General features: G+C 48.9%; 14 protein-coding genes. 6 read left to right on the top strand and 8 right to left on the bottom strand.

Annotated features, from left to right (window positions below; genetic code table 11):
- The first annotated feature begins 15 nt into the window (after positions 1 to 15).
- The gene (locus OXH18_RS11995; protein ID WP_268613015.1) at positions 16 to 1,593 is read left to right on the top strand and encodes an NAD(P)H-hydrate dehydratase; all 1,578 of its coding nucleotides are present in this window, start codon (positions 16 to 18) and stop codon (positions 1,591 to 1,593) included.
- Here OXH18_RS11995 and OXH18_RS11990 read toward each other — a convergent pair.
- The 6 genes from OXH18_RS11990 to OXH18_RS11965 all read right to left on the bottom strand — a co-directional run bounded on the left by OXH18_RS11990 (position 1,590) and on the right by OXH18_RS11965 (position 11,036).
- Complete coding sequence (locus OXH18_RS11990) at positions 1,590 to 3,818, bottom strand: molybdopterin oxidoreductase family protein (RefSeq protein ID WP_268613014.1); 2,229 nt, start codon at positions 3,816 to 3,818, stop codon at positions 1,590 to 1,592. The genes OXH18_RS11995 and OXH18_RS11990 overlap by 4 nt on opposite strands.
- A gap of 160 nt (positions 3,819 to 3,978) precedes the next feature.
- Entirely contained in the window at positions 3,979 to 4,809 is an 831-nt protein-coding gene (locus tag OXH18_RS11985; RefSeq protein ID WP_268613013.1) for a nitrate ABC transporter ATP-binding protein, read from the bottom strand.
- A gap of 29 nt (positions 4,810 to 4,838) precedes the next feature.
- A complete protein-coding gene (locus OXH18_RS11980; RefSeq protein ID WP_268613012.1) occupies positions 4,839 to 6,845 on the bottom strand; it encodes a nitrate ABC transporter ATP-binding protein in 2,007 nt (668 codons plus the stop codon).
- Positions 6,846 to 6,901: 56 nt separating this feature from the next.
- On the bottom strand, positions 6,902 to 7,744 hold the full coding sequence (ntrB, locus tag OXH18_RS11975; protein ID WP_268613011.1) for a nitrate ABC transporter permease: 843 nt from the start codon (positions 7,742 to 7,744) through the stop codon (positions 6,902 to 6,904).
- A 132-nt stretch (positions 7,745 to 7,876) separates the two neighbouring features.
- On the bottom strand, positions 7,877 to 9,193 hold the full coding sequence (locus OXH18_RS11970) for a CmpA/NrtA family ABC transporter substrate-binding protein (RefSeq protein WP_268613010.1): 1,317 nt from the start codon (positions 9,191 to 9,193) through the stop codon (positions 7,877 to 7,879).
- A 244-nt stretch (positions 9,194 to 9,437) separates the two neighbouring features.
- Positions 9,438 to 11,036 (bottom strand): ferredoxin--nitrite reductase, encoded by a 1,599-nt coding sequence (locus OXH18_RS11965; RefSeq protein WP_268613009.1) that lies wholly within the window; start codon positions 11,034 to 11,036, stop codon positions 9,438 to 9,440.
- Positions 11,037 to 12,031: 995 nt separating this feature from the next.
- Here OXH18_RS11965 and OXH18_RS11960 point away from each other — a divergent pair.
- From OXH18_RS11960 to OXH18_RS11945, 4 genes are all read left to right on the top strand, one after another.
- Entirely contained in the window at positions 12,032 to 13,315 is a 1,284-nt protein-coding gene (locus tag OXH18_RS11960) for a HEAT repeat domain-containing protein (RefSeq protein ID WP_268613008.1), read from the top strand.
- A 299-nt stretch (positions 13,316 to 13,614) separates the two neighbouring features.
- The gene (locus OXH18_RS11955; protein ID WP_268613007.1) at positions 13,615 to 14,445 is read left to right on the top strand and encodes a chemotaxis protein CheW; all 831 of its coding nucleotides are present in this window, start codon (positions 13,615 to 13,617) and stop codon (positions 14,443 to 14,445) included.
- Positions 14,446 to 14,535: 90 nt separating this feature from the next.
- Positions 14,536 to 16,245 carry a methyl-accepting chemotaxis protein gene (locus OXH18_RS11950; RefSeq protein ID WP_268613006.1) on the top strand — a complete coding sequence of 570 codons (1,710 nt, stop codon included), beginning with the start codon at positions 14,536 to 14,538 and terminating at the stop codon, positions 16,243 to 16,245.
- Between the two features lie 11 nt (positions 16,246 to 16,256).
- Positions 16,257 to 17,324, top strand: a complete 1,068-nt coding sequence (locus tag OXH18_RS11945) for a chemotaxis protein CheW (RefSeq protein ID WP_268613005.1) — start codon at positions 16,257 to 16,259, stop codon at positions 17,322 to 17,324.
- Between the two features lie 477 nt (positions 17,325 to 17,801).
- Here the strand turns inward: OXH18_RS11945 and OXH18_RS11940 are convergent, their stop codons facing one another.
- Together OXH18_RS11940 and OXH18_RS11935 are read right to left on the bottom strand one after the other, a co-directional pair.
- Positions 17,802 to 18,335, bottom strand: coding sequence for a YpsA SLOG family protein (locus OXH18_RS11940; RefSeq protein ID WP_268613004.1), 534 nt, complete (start codon positions 18,333 to 18,335; stop codon positions 17,802 to 17,804).
- A gap of 14 nt (positions 18,336 to 18,349) precedes the next feature.
- On the bottom strand, positions 18,350 to 19,558 hold the full coding sequence (locus tag OXH18_RS11935) for a SpoIID/LytB domain-containing protein (RefSeq protein WP_268613003.1): 1,209 nt from the start codon (positions 19,556 to 19,558) through the stop codon (positions 18,350 to 18,352).
- A gap of 474 nt (positions 19,559 to 20,032) precedes the next feature.
- Between OXH18_RS11935 and OXH18_RS11930 the strand changes: the two genes are divergently transcribed.
- Entirely contained in the window at positions 20,033 to 20,989 is a 957-nt protein-coding gene (locus OXH18_RS11930) for a ribonuclease Z (RefSeq protein WP_268613002.1), read from the top strand.
- The last annotated feature ends 58 nt before the right edge of the window (positions 20,990 to 21,047 follow it).

Here is a 21,047-nt window from a genome sequence, read left to right as displayed (position 1 = left end):
GGTTGATTACTGGTCATGATACATCCCGATTCTAAACAGTTTTTAGGTTTGAACCGATCGCAATCCATTCAGCGGTTTGTGGTGACAGCAGAGCAAATGAGCCACATTGAGGGGCGCGTGTTTGCTGCGGGAATGCCTGTGGCGGCGTTGATGGAAAAAGTGGCGGGGTTGATTACCGCCTGGGTGCGATCGCGGTTTTCGGTATCCCAATTTCCTCGCGTGGGGGTGTTAGTGGGACCGGGGCACAATGGCGGCGATGCGCTGGTGGTGGCGCGGGAGTTACATGTCAGCGGCTATGAGGTGAAGCTATATCAACCGTTCAGCCAATTGAAAGATCTTACGGCTAGCCATGCTCAATACATCGCCAGTTTGGGCATTTCCGTACAGGATCAGATTGAGGCTCTGGCCTCGTGCGATCTAGTGATTGATGGGTTGTTTGGCTTTGGCCTCACCCGATCGCTAGAGGGAGCGATCGCGGCAGCGGTGGATCAAGTCAATCAATGGTCGCAGCCTGTGGTCAGTATTGATTTACCATCTGGTTTGCACACAGATACGGGGGCTGTGTTAGGAACAGCGATTCAGGCAACGCATACCTTGTGTTTAGGGCTGTGGAAACGCGCTTTTTTGCAAGAACAAGCCCTAGCCTATATGGGTGAGTCTCACTTGATCGATTTTGGGCTGCCGCTAGCTGATATTACAGCGGTGTTAGGCGAAACGCCCAAGCTGCAACGAATTACTCCAGCGATGGCGATCGAATCACTGCCTTTGTCCCGCCCAGCAACGACGCATAAGTACAAACAGGGACATTTGCTGTTAGTGTGCGGATCGCGGCAATACATGGGAGCGGCAGTGTTGGCAGGATTATCGGCTAGGGCAAGTGGCGTGGGGATGTTGTCGATCGCCGTACCGGAATCAATGCGGTTACTGCTGATTGCCCAGTTGCCGGATGCGCTGGTGATGGGTTGCTCTGAAGATGATACGGGTGCAATGGCTCAGTTGCCAGAGGACTTGGAGATGGAAAAATACAACGCGATCGCCTGCGGCTGTGGGGTAACGCCTGCGGCGAGTCCGGTGGTGCAGCAAGTCCTGGCTCGCGATCGTCCGGTCGTACTAGATGCCGATGGGCTGAATATTTTGGCCAACTTGGCAACTTTACCTACGCTCAAGGCTCGGACTGCCCCCACAATCCTGACGCCACACTGGGGCGAATTCAAGCGCCTATTTCCCGAGTTGGCAGAAGCCAGCGACGATCGGATTACCGCAGCCCAGCAAGCCGCCCAACAAAGCGGAGCGGTGGTACTCCTGAAAGGGGCCAGAACCACGATCGCCAGCCCCAACGGCACGGCTTGGCTCAATCCTGAAAGTACCCCTGCTTTGGCGCGAGGGGGTACAGGAGACGTGTTAACTGGGCTGATGGGCGGACTGTTAGCACAGGGGGTGTTACGGGGAACGGCAATTGAACAGGTAGTATTCAGTGCGGCCTGGTGGCACGCCCAAGCCGGGATCATGGCGGCAACAGAGCGATCGGAGTTAGGAGTCGATGCCTCGACACTGATTCACTACCTCATCCCAGCTTTACAGCCCTATTGCTAAACGTGCATAGCGGGATTAGCTTCCGGAATGACCTGTGCGATTGCTGCTGATTCGCTCACAGTAGACGGCGGAACTTTAAGAATTTGCACAGCGCAGGCTTTCAGTTCTGGTTGCAGTGATGAGGGGCAAGCCTCTGGATGAGTCAAGGCATTGGCTTCGGCGTTGTCGGCCCACAGAGCACCCCAGTGCATTGGTACGAACACTGTTCCAGGGGCAATGTTTTTAGTGACGCTGGCCGGAACGCGAATGCTGCCTCGTCGCGATCGCACCTCTGCCCAATCACCATCAGCAATGCCCAGCTTTTCGGCGTCGCGGGGGTGAATCTCCAAGAACGGGTTTGGGTACATTTTGGCGGTTTTTTCAATGCGTCCCGTGCGAGTTTGGGTATGCCAGTGTCCATACAGCCGTCCAATCGTCAGCACAAACGGATAGTTGGGGTCGGGAGGTTCGGCCAATCCTTTAGAAGGATACGCTACAAAGTGAGCTCGCCCGTCCGGCGTATGAAAGCGCCAGTCGGTGTACAACCGTTTACCCGTTGTATAAGCTTTCGCATCTGGGTTTTCGGCATCCGCCTGGGTATAGGGCCACTGCATCGGGCCGTGCCGCAACCGATCGTGACTCATGCCTGACATATCGCAAGGACGATCGCGGGTTAGCCGCACAAATTCTGCATGAACTTCTGCTGAGCTGGCGAAGTTAAATTGCTCCACAAATCCCAGCCTGCGTCCCACTTCAGCAAAAATAGCCCAATCGGCCCTGGCGTCCCACAGCGGATCGCGGAACTTTGAACACAGCGTCACCACTCGTTCAGAATTGGTCATGGTGCCAGTTTTTTCTCCCCATTGAGCCGCTGGTAATAGCAGGTGGGCATACTCGGTCGTTTCCGTGGGATAGTAGGCATCTTGATACACTGTAAACGGTGACTGGCGCAGCGCCGCCTTGGTGCGTTGCAAATCGGGCATACTCACAGCCGGATTGGTAGCGGCGATCCACAGCAGTTCTACCTCACCCTGCTCTAGTCCAGTAATCATACGCCACACATCACGTCCTGGCTGCGGTGAAATTTGTCCCCTTGGCACTCCCCAAGCTTGTTCGACTTCGGCTCGATGCTGCGGATTTTTCACCGATCGATAGCCTGGCAATAGATGAGATAATCCTCCCGCTTCTCGTCCACCCATCGCGTTGGGCTGACCTGTGAGAGAAAAGGGTCCGGCTCCTGGTTTACCCACCATCCCTGTCATCAAGTGTAGGTTAATTAGCGTTGAGACTTTCGCCGTTCCCTCTGAGGATTGGTTCATGCCCATCGACCACAGCGATAGCACGCGCTTCGCCTCGCCCCAGTAACGGGCGGCTGTTTCCAGATCACCTACGCCAATACCACAGTGCTGCGCCACTCGATCGGGGGAATAGTGCGGCAACAAGCTAGTGTACTTGGAAAATCCGTTTGTGCATTCGTCAATAAACGCTGTATCAAAGTAGCCCCAACGCAACAGCAGATGAGCAATGCCGTTGAACAAATCAATATCTGTACCGGGGCGAATTGCCAGATGCAAATCGGCGGCTTCGGCGGTGGCAGTGCGGCGCGGATCAACCACGATCATCTTGACGTGCGGGTTGCGCTTGTGATGTTTGCGCAGTCGGTTAAAGGCGATCGGGTGGCATTCAGCGGCGTTTGTACCAACCAAGACAGCGCAATCAGTCAATTCTAGATCGTCATAGCAACAGGGTGGACCATCAGAGCCAAAGCTTTGCAGATAGCCTGCCACGGCTGACGACATACACAGGCGGGAATTGGCATCAAAATTGTTAGTTCCCAAACAGCCCTTCATCAGTTTTTGGGCCACATAGTAATCTTCAGTTTGAAACTGTCCCGACCCATACATGCAAATGGCATCAGGGCCACGGTGGCGACGGATGGTTTGAATCCGATCGACAATTCGGTTGAGGGCGTCATCCCACGAAATCCGGCGAAATGGCTGATTCAGGCTGTCGCGCCACATTGGATATTTGAGGCGATCTTTGTCTAACGACTCGCTGACCGTCGCTCCTTTGACACAGACCATGCCTTGGCTCGATGGATGGGTTCGATCGCCCCGCACCTGCCAAATGGGATTACCTTGACTATCTCGGTGCGTTGCTTTACCACCCGGACGCGCTGGTGGCGACACTTCTAAACCGCAACCAACACCACAGTAAGGGCAAAGAGTTTTTGTGCATTCTGTCATAGCTGCCTCAAAACACTAGAACGCCACACGTTCAGCGCCACACATCAGATTCAGTAGATTAGCGAACCGAGTGGGGAAGAAAAATGGGTCACGTGGCTGTCCCTGTTGCCAACGAAGACCCACTAAATCCATCCACTCACAGTTGACAAACTTGCTCGATTTAATCTTCGCTGTGTGCAAACCGGCGATAGAGGAAATCTAAAACATGATTGCGTAGATCGTAATAGTTGGGGTCTTCTAAAATTCGAGCACGATTTCGAGGGCGTGGAAAAGGAATATCCAACACTTCACCAATTTGGGCCGCCGGGCCATTCGTCATCATTACCAGTCGATCGGCTAAAAATAGAGCTTCGTCGATATCATGAGTAATCATTAACACAGTAACTTGGTGATCTCGCCAAATGGTCAATAACTCTTCCTGCAACTCTTCTTTGGTAATCGCGTCAAGTGCTCCAAACGGTTCATCGAGAATTAACACCTGTGGGCGAATAGCTAGGGCACGGGCGATCGCCACCCGTTGCTTCATACCACCCGACAATTGCCCGGGGCGCTTATCGGCGGCTTCGGTCAACCCCACCATGTTTAAGTGCTCATGCACAATTGAGCGTCGTTGCCCCGCCGACATGTTAGGATTCACCGCTTTGACCGCCAAATCGACATTCTCGTAGGCCGTTTTCCAGGGCAACAGCGAGTAGTTTTGAAATACCATCATGCGATCGGGTCCGGGTTTAGCGATTGGTTGATCTTGTAGATAAACTGCGCCTGTGGTGGGTTGGCTAAATCCCGCCACCATGTTTAACAAAGTGGTTTTGCCGCAGCCAGAGTGACCAATCAAGCAAACAAACTCGCCCTCGTTGACCGTGAGATCAACCCCTTGCAACACTGGATATGGGCCATTAGGAGTGGGATAGATCTTGGAAACATTCTCAATCCGCAGAAATGGAGAACAAGTAGCAACGGGAGTCAGATGGAGATCGTTTAGGGTATGCATAGTGGTACGGAGGAGGAATAAGAATGAAGTCAGGCAGCAACAGAAGTAGGTACGTCGATGTTAATTTCTTCAATGCGGAAGTCGCGACAGATCGAGAACTTATTGAGATACCCGATCGGATCATCGGGATCGAATACCACTTTGTCGAATAACTGAAAGGGTTCGCGATCGAGTTCTAGATCGGGAAGTCCTAATTCGCGCACGGCGGCTCCATACAAATCAACCCGACGTACCCGTTCCAAAATTTCTACCCAGTTTTTGGGGAAGGGAGTCATATCCCAGCGTGCGAGTTGGGTTAAAATCCACAGCCCTTCAGCCCGACCGGGACAGTTGGCTCGATCGACATGAAACTGATTGAAGCGCGGCAACCATTCCGGTTCCGCTCCTGTACCCCGATCGTAGGGATCGAGAAAACCCATGCGCGTATAGGTGGGATCTGTTCCTACGTATTGCGGCTGACACAACCAGCCCAGAATCTCTTCGCGGTTGCGCATATCATCACAGTAGTCACACGCTTCCAGCAGAGCTTTCACGAGGGCCTTGTGGGTTTCGGGATGCGCATTGACCCAGTCTTCTCGCACCCCCAACACTTTTTCTGGGTGTCCAGCCCAAATGTCAAGATCAGTTGCCATGACGACGCCCAAGCCTTCGTAAACAGCCCGCGAATTCCAGGGTTCTCCAACACAGTAGCCATCAATATTACCCGCCTTCAAGTTCGAGACCATTTGAGCCGGAGGAATCACCGTCAGGTTGACATCGTGATCGGGGTCAATGCCACCCGAAGCCAGCCAATAGCGCAGCAGCAAGTTGTGCATTGAGGCCGGATGCACCATGCCCAGCGTATGCGTTCGATCGGGAGTGTCAGCTAACAGGGCTTTGAAATCAGCAACGGTGCGCACGCCTCGGTTGAACAAGTGGCGGCTAAAGGTGATGGCATTGCCGTTGCGATCGAGTACTAGCGCCGTAATTACCGGCAAAGGAGCCTTTGAACCCACGCCCAAGGTCATTGCCAGTGGCATTCCTGCCACCATCTGTGCTGCATCCAATCGTCCCGATGCCACGCCTTCTGAAATGGCCTTCCAACTCGGTTCCCGCGACAACGTGACTTGTTCTAGTCCGTGCTTGGCAAAGAAGCCCTTCTCTTTAGCCACTACTAGCGGAGCGCAGTCAGTGAGGGGAATGAAGCCGATATCTAGATTCACCTTGCTTAAGCCGTTGCCAGCGATCGCCACTTTTTGCTGAGACTGCCGCCGCTTGGCCCGCTTTTGCTGATTGAGAAAATAAATCATCTCGCTACGCAGTGAATAATAACGGGGATGATTCACCACTTCCAACCGCTGGCGAGGCCGCGGAATCGGCACTTCCAAGATTTGACCGATATGAGCTTCGGGTCCATTTGTCAGCATCACCACCCGATCGGACAGCAGCAGCGCTTCATCCACATCGTGCGTCACCATGATGCAGGTGACATGGCTTTCCTGACAAATTTTCATCAACTGCTCTTGCAAATTGCCGCGTGTCAAGGCGTCGAGTGCGCCAAATGGTTCATCCAGTAGCAGCAGTTTGGGACGAATGGCCAAGGCGCGAGCAATCGCCACCCGCTGCTTCATGCCCCCTGACAATTCATGGGGAAACTTATCGCGAGCGTGGCGTAACCCTACCAGATCAATGTGCTGTTCAATAATGCCGCGCCGTTCGCCGTTGGGCAAATGCTTTAGAGCCGAATCTACTGCCAGGGCAATGTTTTGGTAAACTGTTTTCCAAGGCAACAGCGAGTAGTTTTGGAACACCACCATGCGATCGGGCCCCGGTTGCGTCACTTGCCGTCCTTCTAGCAGTACCCCGCCCGTTGTTGTGCGATCGAGACCGGCAACAATATTGAGTAGTGTCGATTTGCCGCAGCCGGAATGCCCAATTAACGACACAAACTCACCTTGGTGAATCTTTAAATCAATATTCTTTAGGGCCACATAGTAATCGCCATTGGGTAGCGAAAATACCTTATCAACGTGGTCAATTTCAACGAAAGTAGACATGGGAGTGGAAAATAATGAAGGATGAAGGGTAAGGGATAGTGAGAAGATGAAAATGCTTATCTTCCAGCTTCTCCAGGAACAACCAGCCTACCGATGAAGGCCATGAGTTTATCAAGCAGCAAACCCACAATTCCCACGTACACAAGTGCCAAAATAATCTCGCTAATTAGCGAACTGTTCCATGCATCCCAAATAAAGAAGCCAATACCAACACCACCAATTAACATTTCTGCTGCAACGATCGCCAACCAAGATAGCCCCACGCCGATGCGTAATCCGGTAAACACATAGGGAACGGTAGCGGGAATTAAGATATTGGTGAAGTACTGCCAACGAGAAAGTTGCAACACTCTGGACACATTTTTGTAATCCTGTGGAACTTGCTGCACCCCAACAGCCGTATTGATGATGATGGGCCAAATAGCAGTAATAAAAATCACAAAAATCGCCGAGGGTTCATTGTCACGAAATGCAGCTAGCGAGATCGGCAGCCAAGCCAGAGGAGGCACCGTTCGCAGCACTTGAAACAATGGATCGATTGCATCGTAAATTAAACCGCTGGTTCCAATCAGAACCCCAAGCGCAATGCCAACTACGGCTGCCAAGGTAAATCCAATCGCTACCCGCCTTAAGCTAGCCATGATTTGCCAGAATAAACCAACATTCGTTCCGCCATTGTTGAAGAATGGATCAACAATCAGTTCCCAAGTATCTTGCAGAACTTGTGTTGGCGCTGGAATGGGAGCCGTAGGAGACATACATAGCAACTGCCAAACAACTAGAAAGATGAATAGCGCAATGATGGGTGCAACAATTTTTCGAGTTTGCTTTCGAGACAACAATTGCGATGCAAAGTTAGTTTGAGTCGATCGAGTGGATCGTTGACGGGTGACAGTCATAAGTCAAAGTGAGGGATGGATGAGAATAAAATGGAGTTGAATTGAAGCAATCAGGGATGGGGGACAAATTAGACGACGGCCGAGTAATTAAACTGGAACTTCCTCATTTAATCCTCAGCCTGGCTTGGTCGGTTACACTTTCTTGATATCGAGGCTATTTAGATACGCTTCAGGGTTTTCAGGATCAAAGGTTTTGCCATCAAAAAAGGTCTCTACGCCGCGAGAGGTGCTGCTAGGGATGTCGGAAGCAGGTACGTTAATAGCTTGGGCCGCTTCCCGCCAAATGTCTTCGCGGTTTACTTGCTCCACTAGGGCAGTTGTATCGGTATCAGGTGGCAAATAGCCCCAACGAATTTCTTCTGTCAGGAACCAGAGATCATGGCTCTTGAAGGGATATGAGGCATTGTCTGCCCAGAATTTCATCAACAGCGGGCTGCTTTCAACGGTCTTCCCTGTACCATAGTCAATGTCGCCCTTGGCTCGTCCCAAAATATCTTGAGCATCAATCTTCAGCCACTCTCGTTTGGAGATAATGTCGCACATTTCAGCTTTGTTTTCCGCTTGATCGCACCATTGTTGTGCTTCTAAAACCGCCATTGTCAGCGCCTTTGCGGCTTTAGGATGTTGATCGACCCAATCAGCACGCAAAGCAAAGGCTTTCTCAGGATGATCTTTCCACAACTCGCCCGTCACCAACGCCGTGTAGCCCAGGTTTTGGCTTACCAATTGTGCGTTCCAGGGTTCTCCGACACAAAACGCTTCCATCGTGTTCACCTTCATATTGGCCACCATCTGTGGCGGTGGAACAACGATCGTAGAAATATCGCTGTCTGGGTTGATGCCGCCGGCTGCTAGCCAGTATCGCATCCAGAGATCGTGTGTTCCACCAGGAAAAGTCACGGCTGCTTTGAGATCTCTACCTTGCGATTTGGCTTGAGCAAACGCCTGCTTCAAGGGACTGCTGTCCGTGCCTACCTTCAGATCGGCATAGGTATTGGCGACTGAAATCCCTTGTCCATTGGTATTGAGCCGCGCCAAAATATACATTGGCAACGGTTGTTGAGTAATCTTACCAGTCGTCATCAAATAAGGCATTGGCGTCAAGATATGCGCGCCGTCAATGCCGTTCCCTTGCGACCCAAGCTCCAAATTGTCACGGGTAGCTGCCCAAGAAGCTTGCTTGACAACTTCTACATCGGGCATTCCGTACTTCGCGAAGAGTCCCTTCTCCTTGGCAATAATCAGCGGAGCCGAATCTGTTAGCGCAATAAACCCAAGCTTAGCTGTAGTCACTTCGGGGGTATCGATCGCTGCAACCGGACTAGCAGCAGGGGATGCATTTGATTCAGAACTGGTATTTTGTCCAGAACTGCAACCATGCACCAAAAGAGTAGCTGCTGTGGTAGCTCCAGCCGTAATTAAGAAGTTGCGACGAGTAATTTTGGACATAAAGAGTTAACTGTTTCCTTCTCTATCTAGAGGACTAAAAGTGAACAAAACTGTGTAACAAAACGCAAATCAATACAATGTGGTGGAGCGATTAGAATTGCGATGAAATCTGGCAATCTAAAATTGACCATACAATCTCATTCAGAGGTGAATCGATCGACTCCATTCCAACGTGATTGCATGAACCATATTTCCTGGTTAAACAGTCATCAGACCCAGCTTCCGGGAACAATCCAGTAAGAATTTAAGCCATAGTGTCCTCCAGTTTTGGACGCGCTCCAAACTGCTCAATCATTAAATTACGTAGTACAGGTTTCAAGTCATCGCAGGGAATGCCTTTCTGGACACAGGAACCAAGGTGCGCATCTTTGCCGACCTTGCCGCCCATATACAGATCCACGCCCTCAACTGCTTTGCCGTCTTTCCTCGCTTTCGTGCCCATCAACCCAATATCAGCGACCTGCGGCTGTCCACAGGAATTTGGGCAACCTGTCCAATGCACCCGAATTGGTTGCGTGAGTTCCAATTCAGTTTCTAGTTCCCGAATCATTGCCAATGCTCGATTCTTGGTTTCGATCAGGGCAAAGTTGCAAAACTGAGCGCCAGTACAGGAAACCAGCGATCGTACCAGTGGTGTCGGCTCAACAGAGAACTTCTCTAGCAGCGGCTCCTGCAACAGGGCTTCTAAGCGCGAATCGGGAACATTTGGGATAATTAGATTTTGCTCTACGGTCAGGCGAATTTCACCATTGCCGTATACCTCCGCCAAACGGGCAATTTCAAACATATCCGGGGCGAACAACCGACCCACGGGCACATGTAAGCCGACATAGTTGAATCCCAGTTGCTTTTGTCGATATACCCCGATGTGATCGCGTTTTTCCCAGTCAATCTCATCTCTTTCAGCCGCCGGATGCAGCGGTTGACCCATCTTTTCTTCCACCGCCGATCGAAACTTTTCCAGTCCCCATTCATCGATCAGCCACATTAACCGAGCTTTCTGTCGATTCGCCCGCAATCCATGATCGCGGTAAACTTCCAAGATCGCACGGCAGAGTGCAACCACAGACTCAGGGGCAACCCATGCATTTAAAGGAATTGCAGCGGCACAGCGCTTGGCCGAGAAGAAACCACCCACAAGGACATTAAATCCAAGCTGGGGACTAGGGGAGGTTGGGGATTGAGGGTTGGAAACTGTTTCGTTGGGTTCTGGTTTGAAGGCTGGCACAAAGGCAATGTCATTGATTTCGGCATGAACCGAATTGTCTCGCCCACCCTCGATCGCAATGTTGAATTTGCGAGGTAGGTTGGTGAACTCAGGATTACCTTCGCCGCCATTAGTGATCATGTCTTGCACTTGCTGCACCAGATCCCGCACATCGATCAACTCGTCGGCATCTAATCCAGCCACTGGTGACGCGGTAATGTTGCGCACATTGTCCATGCCAGACTGAACGCTGGTCATATCAGCTTCCCGCAAGCGGCGGAAAATATCAGCAAAGTCTTCAATCCGAATACCCCGAAGTTGAAGGTTCTGCCGGGTGGTGATGTCAGCATTGCCATCCTCTCCATACCGTTGAACAATGTCTGCGAGTACACGCATTTTATGGCTGGTGAGAATTCCGCTTGGCATCCGCATCCGCAACATAAACTTGCCAGGTGTGACTGGACGGAAGAACAGCCCTACCCATTTCAATCGATGATCGCGATCGGTTTCATCCATCGCCTCCCATCCGATTTGGGCAAATTGATCAAGCTCATCCTTGACCATCAGACCGTCCTTTTCAGCTTTGAATTTCTCGAACTTATTTTGGCTGGCTTGATTAGTGAGAACACTAGTCACGGATCTATCCTCTATTTGCGTTAGATGGCTGAGTGTGTAACATTCTGAAACTTGAAACTATTGATTTCTTCCAGACTTTGAAAACGTTCGTTGCAGCCAACTTAATGGCTTAAGGTAAGGAAAATACAAGCTTAATTTCGTAGCCTCAGTTACAAAAGTTCATCTCAAATGTCTTTTTCGCATTACGCCATGCAATTTCTGCATAAATCTATCCAAGGGCTGATGCTAAGCCTTGAGCACTTAAATCAAAGGCTATTACGTTACAAAAAGCACAAGTGTTTTTAACAAAATAAGGTGTAATTCTATGACTTTAGATAGACATTGAATGAATCTGAAGAAATGAGCAATATATTCTTGAGTCATCTTTTTCGGTCAAATTTTCGATTAAATCTAGTCAAACATTGAGAAACTATCAAACTTGTGTCACGTAAATACCTACCGTAGATATCTGATCTTGATATCACGGCTTAACTTATGAAAAACAACAATTGCATTAGCTACAACATCAACATTTCTTATTTAGTTAGATCCTTCTCATTCAATAAATCAAAAATAGACTAGCGTTGAAATTTTGATGATTTTGTAGCAATTTTTTCTCTTTTAAAAAATCATTGAATTGCATGGAAAGCAAATTAATAAGCTGTTCATAATTTGATCATTACTAGGGTTGAACGTGTCATAGTCATAGGTCACTAAACAGACATTAGTTTGAACCCGATCAAGGGTTAACCTTTCTTTCAATTCCTCACCCTATAGATTGATTCAAGGTAGAAATCAATTAACTAAATCAATTGCTTGATTTCATCCTAAACAAGTAGACAAAGCTCTTTCGTAACTTTGAACACAAATCAAAAGGCTACATGTATCAATTGCGTTATGATGATGCGATTTTTACATGGTGTGAGCGCGAATGGTACTAAACAAAGTCAAACTTAGTAGCATTCTGCATCAAACTCACAGTAGACTCGGCATAACTCCAAGTCTGTTCTGCGATCATGACTAAGAATCGATCGACCAACACACAATCCAGTTCAGTTCGCCCGCATGTCGCTGAGTCGTCTCTCTCTGAGGCTCAATTCAAGGTAGCAGTAACCGTTGACACCTTAAAGATGGGCGACTTTCAAGCTCGTTGGGAAGCCAGCAAACTGCTTGCTAAAAGCGGTGCGGTCGCGATCGAGCCATTGTTGGTCATTCTTGAAGAAGAAGATTCCGATTGGGAACTGCTGTGGTTTGTAGCGCGGATCTTAGGCAACATCGCGCATCCTGCTGCCGTTTCCGCGTTGGTGAATTTGTTAGCCACAGCAACCCATGAAGATGTGGCAGGGATGGCCGCCACTGCATTAGCCCATCACGGCACAACCGCTATCGCTCCTCTCACCACCCTATTGCAACAAGAAGCTACCCGGCTTTTCGCAGTTAAGGCATTAGCTCAAATTCGTCACCCTGAGGCTATTTCTCCTTTGCTGACGTTGGTATCCGATCCCGATCCTGCTATCCGTGCTGCCGCGATCGAAGCCCTTAGCCATTTCCACACACCCGCTGTTTCAACTGTGCTGCTGCCAGCCCTTGCGGACCTGACAACCAGTGTGCGCAAAGCGGCCGTGATTGGACTGGGCATTCAAGCGGCTCATATGGATACCCCTGAGTTAGGGCAACTCACACAACACTTGCAGGAACGATTGCGAGATTTTAATCTTGACGTATGTTGTCAAGCAGCGATCGCCCTTGGTCGGATTGGTACCAATCAGGCAGCCGATGCGCTGTTCGAGGTGTTGCAATCGCCTCATACACCTGTAGCGTTACAACTAGAAGCGGTGCGCGCTTTATCCCGGATCGACACCCCACACGCCCTAGAATCATTGCATTTTCTAATCAAACACTCTGTATCCGCTTCAGCCCAGCTTGCTACCCTCCTCACATCTGACGTTCAGCAAGAAATTCTCGCCGTGTTAGGGCGCACGGAATCACCAAAAACGCAAGAGCAAGCAACTCAAATTCTGCTGGATTTACTGCATCGCTCTGGTCAGGTTCTCACCCTTAAGCATAAGCAAACCATTGCCCTCAGCTTAGGACAACTAGGGCAACCCATAGCGATTGATGCCCTAATCCATCTTCTCGCCGATTCAAGTGCCAGTGTGCGTTTTCACGCGATTGCTGCTTTAAAGCAACTTGATTGGCAACAATCATATCAACGATTACACGAATACGCCGATCGCTTTGATCTGGATGAATCTTTCAAGCAAGGGTTGACCATTGCAATACAGGAATGGATGAACTAGACAAATATCTTAGACAAATATCTTAGACAAACATCCTTGCTTATCCCCTCAGCGGAGCAACTTTATCCAAGTCCACATTAATTTTTGTGTTGTATTTTGTCTCACTGGTTGATTTTGGTTGGAGTTCAATCGGTTGAGTCAATGATCCTGTTAAGTTATGGCTGTTTTTTGGGTTTACTAGATACTGCAAATGAGATCGTTCCTCGCGTTTGTAAAGCCAATACTGCCGCGAACAATTGTAGGAACGGACGATGGCAGCTAACGATAGTAACGATAGTAGATAACAATAGTAGACAACGATGGCAATGGTACAGTCCGGCTGGATGCAGCAACAGTCTTTGCCCAACCTTGGTTCCGGCGAACGTCAGCAGGTGCAACAGGGTATTCCCTCCGCCATTGCGAAACTGCTGAATCAAGGATTGCAACCAATGGAAATGACTGTGAAGTGCGGTCGTAAAGACGATCGACTTGGGGTTGTTGTAGAAGCAGTGACGGTTCCTGATCAATCCTTACTGAGCACTTGGATGCGGCAACAGTTTAGCCAACTGCATTTAGAGGAAATTTGTAAGGTTGAGGTCTACGGACGGCAGATCGGACAAACGCGCCCAGCTTGGCGAGAAACAATCGACATTAACCAAATTCGAGTACTGCGGTTTCAGCTTGGTTCGACGGTAACGGCCCTGTTCCACTTAGAATGCGTTCGAGAAGTTTTAAGTATTTCAGCAAAGGAGATTTTGTCGATTCCACAGATGCCTCGCTGTGTTTTAGGAGTGTATTACCACCGAGGAAGAATTTTGTGGCTAGTAGATTTGGGACTACAATTAGGCATAACTCAATCTTCAGTACTCGATCGATCGAGAGCAATGGGTCAATCTGATGTTCCTTCATCGCCATCTCCGAGCCTCAACGTCATTGTGATTGAAGCAGACCAACAGACGATCGGATTTGTAGTATCCACAGTTCTAGACATTGAGTCCTATTCATGGCAGAAGTTTCAAGCTGCCGCCACATTTCTATCTTCATCGATTCCGTTACCGTTTGTTCAAAGTTATTTACAAGATTCCCAAATTCCTCTTCTAAGTGCGATTGCAATTATCCACGATCGGCATCTACATCTGTATCAGGTTTGATAGTTAAGCAAATTAAAAAGTTGCTTCAGGACTGGTTCTAATCACTAGATTTTGTTTTGTTACTTCTGTTTCTTTAACAGAGTGAATCTTATGAATCCATACTATCCATCTGCGCAGCCCGATGAAGATCTCTTTAGTGAGTTTGATGGGGTCGCGTTTGTATCTGCTGAGATCGGCCCTTCTTGTCTTCAGACAACGAATAGCTCAAGTAGCTTCCAATCCTCAGATGTAGTGGGTGAGGAGGTAGAGTTAATTCAGGGTCGTCATCATCAAACCCCCGATCACCAGTCTTGGAAGCGGGCAAGGGTGATTGACACGGTGCGACAAGCTGAGCTTGGAAACAGTCCAGACGCACAGAAATTTGCCACCGCTATGCTTGGTCTAAGAACCGAGTTGGAAAAGGCTGGCTTGCTGAATCAACCCGGATTGCAAACGAGGTTACAGCAAATCGGGCAGTTATTCCAAACGACGCACGACGGCATCGAAGATTTGATTGAGATGGGAGTGCAGCAGCAGTTACAAACGATGCGGCAACAAGGCAGGGCGGTTGGGCAAGCACTTCGACAAGCGGGGGATGTAGAGTCGTTATATCAAGTGGCTGTGACTTGGCTTCAGCATGGTCTTAGGAGCGATCGGGTGTTGCTATTGCAGTGGGTCAATCACTCTCAGCTTAAGATATTGGCTGACACAGCGCAGGAATCACGATCGTTGCAAGGAACCTTTGTAGTTGCGGAGGATCTTGAATTTGCACTATGCGTTGATCCGGATTATCAAGCTAGTCCCGTAATAATCAATCATCAAAATTTTGATTCATCAAGGCAACGTTCCTGGTGTGAGCAGTTGTTGGAGCGGTTACAAATGACTACGGGCTTGGCATTGCCGATTTGGGTAAATGGACAAGCTTGGGGCGGGCTGGTTGCGTTTCAAGTAGACGATCGTCATTGGCAAGAAGCTGACACTGATCTGCTTTGGCATATGGGCACAGAATTAGCGTTACGACTGCAACAGCTTCAGGCCGACGCGCAATTGACCAAAGTCGCCGAACGAGAACGCACAGTTGTGCGAGCGATTGCGAACCTTGGACAACGGCTTGATTGGCATACCCAGGAGATTCGCTCCCTGATGAATTCAATGCGAACTATAGCTGTCGATGCTCAACAACTCACAACAGCAATACAAACTACCACAGCGATCGTTCAGCAAGGTCATACAACTGCTAATAAAATGACAAACAGAATGTTGAATATTCGCAATACTATTTCCGACAGTAACAAAAAGATTAAACGCCTGTACGAACTGTCGCAGAAATTTTCCGAAGCTGCGAACCTAATTCGTCCTTTTACCGCACAAACTCAATTGTTGGCCTTGAATGCAGCGATTGAAGTGACTCGTGCGGGTGAAGCAGAACGTGGGTTTGCTGTAGTGGCTGATGAGATCCAGACACTAGCTCGACGATCGGCAGAATCAACAACAGAAATTGAAACGCTTGTTCAAAACATTCAGACACAAATCCATGCAGTAATAATAGCAACGAACGCTAGTATTGATCAGATTATGCATGGAACGAATGTAGTCAACGAAATGTACCACTCGGTAAATGAAATTGCGAATGCTATTGCAAAAGTAAATCATTTGGTACAATCTATTACACATAGTCTACAAGGAATAGTTGAGATCTCAACAGAGCCGGTCGCTGAATGCTCCGTTTCTCAAACTGCATCTGTTTCCACATTGTTTCAAACCTTACTTGCAACAATAGAAGCATTGCAAACCAGCCTTAACCAGTTCACCGTGGAATAACTGAAATTCCTATGAAAAAATGGTGGCAAAAATGGTGGCAGTTTACAGAAGCAGCCATTGCGATCGCAATAGCCCCTTCCTCGCGAAGTTCTGCCACAATGGAATCAGCTAATACCGCCTTCCAGAAGGCTGACGATTCAGATCAGCCAATCACCGACGGAGTGATTGCAGTTCGATCCGGTCAGCTAGCGCAACTCGATCACTTAGCTTGTGAACTATTGGAGAATCAAACTCGACAAATTAATCACCACTATCATTCGTACTCTGTTCTACAAACATTAGTACATCACTTGCAAAATCATCAACAGACACTCAACGAGTTATTGGATGCAATCGAGTGGTTATTGCTGCAACCTATAGAAGATAATTCTAAAACTCAAATATCTTCAGCAAGGGGACAAAATATAAACCTGAATACTCACACATTTGAGACTGAATCAGAGATTGACTGTCGCAACCTGAAAACCTCTATTCAGATTGCCATAGATGAAGCAATGGAATTGACCAGCATTACAGAGACTTTGCAATATATACACCGCCAGCAGTGCTATTCCTTGACTTCACAGCAGCAACTTTTAGGGATAGCTAGAAATCGGTTGACAGTAATTCAGAGTCCGTTTCTAGAGAGCTTGAAGCTGTTACTATGTGAAAGTCAGAAAACGATCTATGCGGTGCCAATAGATGCGATCGAACAAATTGTATTTGCTCCAAATCAGGTGGAAATAGCAGATCAATTTATCTGGCAGTGGCAACACAGGCAAGAGGTCATTCCCATCGTGGTACAAACTTTGTCTAGCTTGCTAGCTGATTCAGACCCAGCTAGGGCACTACCTTCATCAGGGTCTCACATTGCAATTTTGCAAACCGATACTGGCTGGATTGGGCTACAAGTTGATCAGGTTTTGGGTGAACAGGAACTAGTCGTTCATTCGCTAGGAGATGCGATCGTCCCTCCACCCTATGTGTATGGCTGTTGCCTCACGGCTCAAAACCACCTAGCTTTAGTGATCGATGTCAGAGCATTACTGAAGTCTGCCCTAGCGCGAACTAAAAATCCGAGAACATCCCGTTGCTCCTGAGCAATTCCGGTTCATTCCTCCACCAATTTAAATTTCCATGTTATGCTGGCAGTACGGTGCAAGAGCACCTGCAACCCAATAGCTTCCGAGTCTTAGATTCTGAGGTGCTTTAGGTTGAAACTCTACAGATAACTGCCGTTTAGGATTTAAGGAGGTGATGCCCATGCAAGATAGTAGTAAATTCATGGGTCGTCGGTTTGGAGTATGCTGGCTGTGCGCCGGGGCTGTTCTCTAATAGCCGAGTTAACTCGTCGGAGTATAGCTCCTGAATCGTTGCTGGGGTAATAGAGTTCCTCCCGGCAGTCAAGTTCCAAATTGAAGACCCCCTAGGCCGCCCTTACTTTCCTGTATGATGGAGTTCCAGATTACAGCCCAGTGAGGGCGGATAGTTTTATGGATAGTTTTAAATGTGAATAATTTTAAAAGTGATGCCGTAGGAACAGTAGGTTCTTAGTTGGAAACGGATGCTCCAATGCGTTATGCCAAAACGTGAGACAAAAACTGTTGCGCTTGTCGGTAGATACCTGGTTGTTCAGACTCGCGGGGGCCAGCAATATTTAAAATCAACGTCTTTAGTTTCAACCTGTTTCGGACATCCTGCTGCCATTGTTTGCAAGAATCGACAGCAGCAGCGGTAAGGACGAGTACCAAACACGGCCGCAAAAACACAAGGCTGGCTGTGCGGTAGGTAAACCACGTACCCGGAGACGATCGCAACGCCTGCTCACTCGTTGCATCAGAACTCATTGAACCAAAAGGTGATTCAGAGATCAAAATTAGAGTGGCGTGGCTATCGCGAACATTCCAGGTTGTGCGCTGTTGGGGGTTTGCCGATGGCGTTGCTACTAGCTGAGGATAAATTGCCAGCACTCCCGGCGGCTGAGGATAGTCTTCCGCCCAACCTCCCTGGGGACACCAACCCAAATAGGGAATTCCCAATGTGACTGCGACATCAAGCGCAGCCCGATCGACCCCTGTTTGCCCGCCCGTACGAATCACGATGGTAGCCATTTCGCTTGATCGGCTTATTCCACCTCGATCGTAGCTAAGCTGGCTCCGGTGTAGTAATGCGCCAAGATCTGGGCATAGTTATAACCTTGATCAGCAAACACCTTAGCGCCCCATTGACTCATACCAATTCCGTGCCCGTTGCCGCGACCAATCAGTTGAAAACTACTGGGGGCAGCAGGTAAATCGCCAGCAGCGGCAACTCGGCTGCGCAGCGGCTGTAATGTGAATAAGGTGCTGCGCACTCCTAAAGCTCGACGGACTTCTGTGCCGCGTAGGGTGGTACTGCCAGTGCTACCCTCCAGCCGCAAGGAGGCAATGCGACCGCGATTGTCAAAACTGGGAATTACTGCTGAAATCGTGCCCGGATAATTCAATTTCTGACTCAGTTCTTGAGCGCTAAACGATTGTGTCCACTGACATTCTGTAATGTTGGCATCGGGGCTGGGCACAGCACGCAGATAGGGCAACGGACTTGACCAGACATCTTCCACATTTTCGGTATAGCCGCCTGCACAGGCATGAAACACTGCATTGATGATGCGGCCATTATGAATTAACACTTGATCGCGAGTAGACTCGACGGCAGCACGAGTACTAGCGGTTTCCTCCTCCACCCCACCATAGACCTGCCAGCGAGTGGTACTGCCTACGTCAAAAATGGCAGTGGCGCTGTTTTGTCGCTGATACAATACATACGATCGAGCAGCAACAGCTTGAGCTTTCAGTGCTTCCAACGACCAATGCGTCGGCATTTCAGCTCCAACAACGCTGTAGAGGTACTGCTCTAGATCCACATAGTTAACAGCAGTGAGATTATTCCCCGTTATGATCAGGCAAGTAGAGCCGCGGTACCATTTTTCGCCAATGAAAACAAATCCCCCTTCGCTGGGTTGCAAGCAAAACTGCGGAGAGCGTAAATGGTTGATCGCAATTTGACCTTGTTTGGCTTCGGCCACAACGGCATTCATGGCGGGAATCGCTTCCGTTGCTTGCCCAGACGCATCTAGTAGCGCGGCATCAGTGGAACTGCCAATTTTCACTTGGCTAACATCTTGTTCGATCGCCACTCGCAGCAGCAATCGCGCTTGTGCCGGAACCGCTGCCACCAGCCATAGACCCAACACCATCCACCAAGTTTTTTGGGCGTAATGACGAAAGGTTTGAGCTATCTGCATGAGCCAGAACGTGCGATCGGCACGCTCCGCAGAGCAGGATTGAGTCATATTGGTAAGCTCCTCGCACCGAAAAAGCAAAAACGATCGGTCAAAAACAAACTCAAAAGTAATCCCTAGCCATCCTTGAACACTAGTATTAGAAACAGGTAAAGCCCTTTTCTGTCTGCTCACATCTAGCTTGTCTAGATTGTCCTAAACCTGGATCTACTTAAAATTAGTCGATCGTACTTAACTTCTCTGCTTAATAGTAGGGCCATTTCATCAAGATTTGGATAAGAACGGAGAGATTATTTTGTAATCAGAACAAAACCGCTGATTTCCTCCTCAGTTTTACGGAGAGCAAGATAAAAGCTTTAGGCAATCACCAAGGCTGCTTCAGTCATTCCACGGATTAATTTCTCGGTCAGGACTGATTTCTGTGATCCATGCGGATCGAGTGATTAATTAGCCAATAGCAAATCGTAATTTACTTATGTCACTATAGGTGGGTGGTAAACCCTTACTGACGGATTGGATGAAGCTTTGCAAATTACGTTTCTAGGGACGAGTTCCGGAGTGCCCACTCGATCGCGTAATGTCTCCAGTATTGCCCTACGTCTACCTCAGCGCGCCGAAGTATGGTTGTTTGACTGTGGTGAAGGCACTCAGCATCAGGTGTTGCGCAGCGAGCTAAAAGTTAGTCAAATTACTCGGATCTTCATCACCCATATGCATGGAGATCATATTTATGGGCTGATGGGGCTACTGGCAAGCTGCGGGTTGGCAGGAAATCCTAGCCGAATTGATATTTACGGCCCTCCTAAGTTAGATGACTATTTAAAGGCTTGTGGGCGCTATTCCCAAACGCATTTTTCATATCCGGTGAAAGTACATACAGTCAGGCCGGGGTTGGTGTTCGAGGATGAAGAATTTACTGTTAGCTGTGCTCCGTTGACGCATCGCGTGCCTGCCTTTGGCTACCGAGTCGCTGAAAAAGATAAGGCGGGCCGGTTTGATGTCGATCGAGCAATGGCAATGGGCATTCCGCCTGGCCCGCTTTATGGCAAACTCAAGCGGGGCGAGGTGATTACATTATCCGATGGACGCATTGTCAATGGAGCCGATCTATGTGGCGAAACGCAGATAGGACGCAAGTTTGTGTACTGTACTGACACGATTTACTGTGATGCAGCGGTGGAGTTAGCTCAGGATGCTGATGTGTTGGTGCATGAAGCTACTTTTTCGCATCAAGATGCCGAATTAGCCTATCAACGCCTACACTCTACGTCTACAATGGCGGCTCAGGTGGCGCTGGGAGCGCAAGCCAAGCAATTGATCATGACACATTTCAGCCCCCGTTATGCTCCTGGCAATTCGATCGGCTTGGATGATTTACTTGCAGAAGCCAAAGCCATCTTTCCCAATACTCTGATGGCGCACGATTTCTTTACCTACGAGATTCCCCGTCGTCAGGTGGAAGCATTGGCGGTTACTCGTTGATAGCCTTCTATCATCCAGACAAAAATCTGGACAAAAATCTGGGCGAAGCAATTGTTGA

Source organism: Thermocoleostomius sinensis A174, assembly GCF_026802175.1.
Lineage (GTDB): Bacteria > Cyanobacteriota > Cyanobacteriia > Elainellales > Elainellaceae > Thermocoleostomius > Thermocoleostomius sinensis.
This window is presented reverse-complemented; position numbering and strand designations above follow the sequence as displayed.

Excerpts from the sequence above, each read along its gene's own strand:
- OXH18_RS11945 (WP_268613005.1), top strand. The coding sequence starts at position 16,257 with ATGAAAAAATGGTGGCAAAAATGGTGGCAGTTTACAGAAGCAGCCATT.
- OXH18_RS11995 (WP_268613015.1), top strand. The coding sequence starts at position 16 with ATGATACATCCCGATTCTAAACAGTTTTTAGGTTTGAACCGATCGCAA.
- OXH18_RS11985 (WP_268613013.1), bottom strand. The coding sequence starts at position 4,809 with ATGCATACCCTAAACGATCTCCATCTGACTCCCGTTGCTACTTGTTCT.
- OXH18_RS11950 (WP_268613006.1), top strand. The coding sequence starts at position 14,536 with ATGAATCCATACTATCCATCTGCGCAGCCCGATGAAGATCTCTTTAGT.
- OXH18_RS11960 (WP_268613008.1), top strand. The coding sequence starts at position 12,032 with ATGACTAAGAATCGATCGACCAACACACAATCCAGTTCAGTTCGCCCG.
- OXH18_RS11980 (WP_268613012.1), bottom strand. The coding sequence starts at position 6,845 with ATGTCTACTTTCGTTGAAATTGACCACGTTGATAAGGTATTTTCGCTA.
- OXH18_RS11955 (WP_268613007.1), top strand. The coding sequence starts at position 13,615 with ATGGCAATGGTACAGTCCGGCTGGATGCAGCAACAGTCTTTGCCCAAC.
- OXH18_RS11970 (WP_268613010.1), bottom strand. The coding sequence starts at position 9,193 with ATGTCCAAAATTACTCGTCGCAACTTCTTAATTACGGCTGGAGCTACC.
- OXH18_RS11990 (WP_268613014.1), bottom strand. The coding sequence starts at position 3,818 with ATGACAGAATGCACAAAAACTCTTTGCCCTTACTGTGGTGTTGGTTGC.
- OXH18_RS11935 (WP_268613003.1), bottom strand. The coding sequence starts at position 19,558 with ATGACTCAATCCTGCTCTGCGGAGCGTGCCGATCGCACGTTCTGGCTC.
- OXH18_RS11940 (WP_268613004.1), bottom strand. The coding sequence starts at position 18,335 with ATGGCTACCATCGTGATTCGTACGGGCGGGCAAACAGGGGTCGATCGG.
- ntrB (WP_268613011.1), bottom strand. The coding sequence starts at position 7,744 with ATGACTGTCACCCGTCAACGATCCACTCGATCGACTCAAACTAACTTT.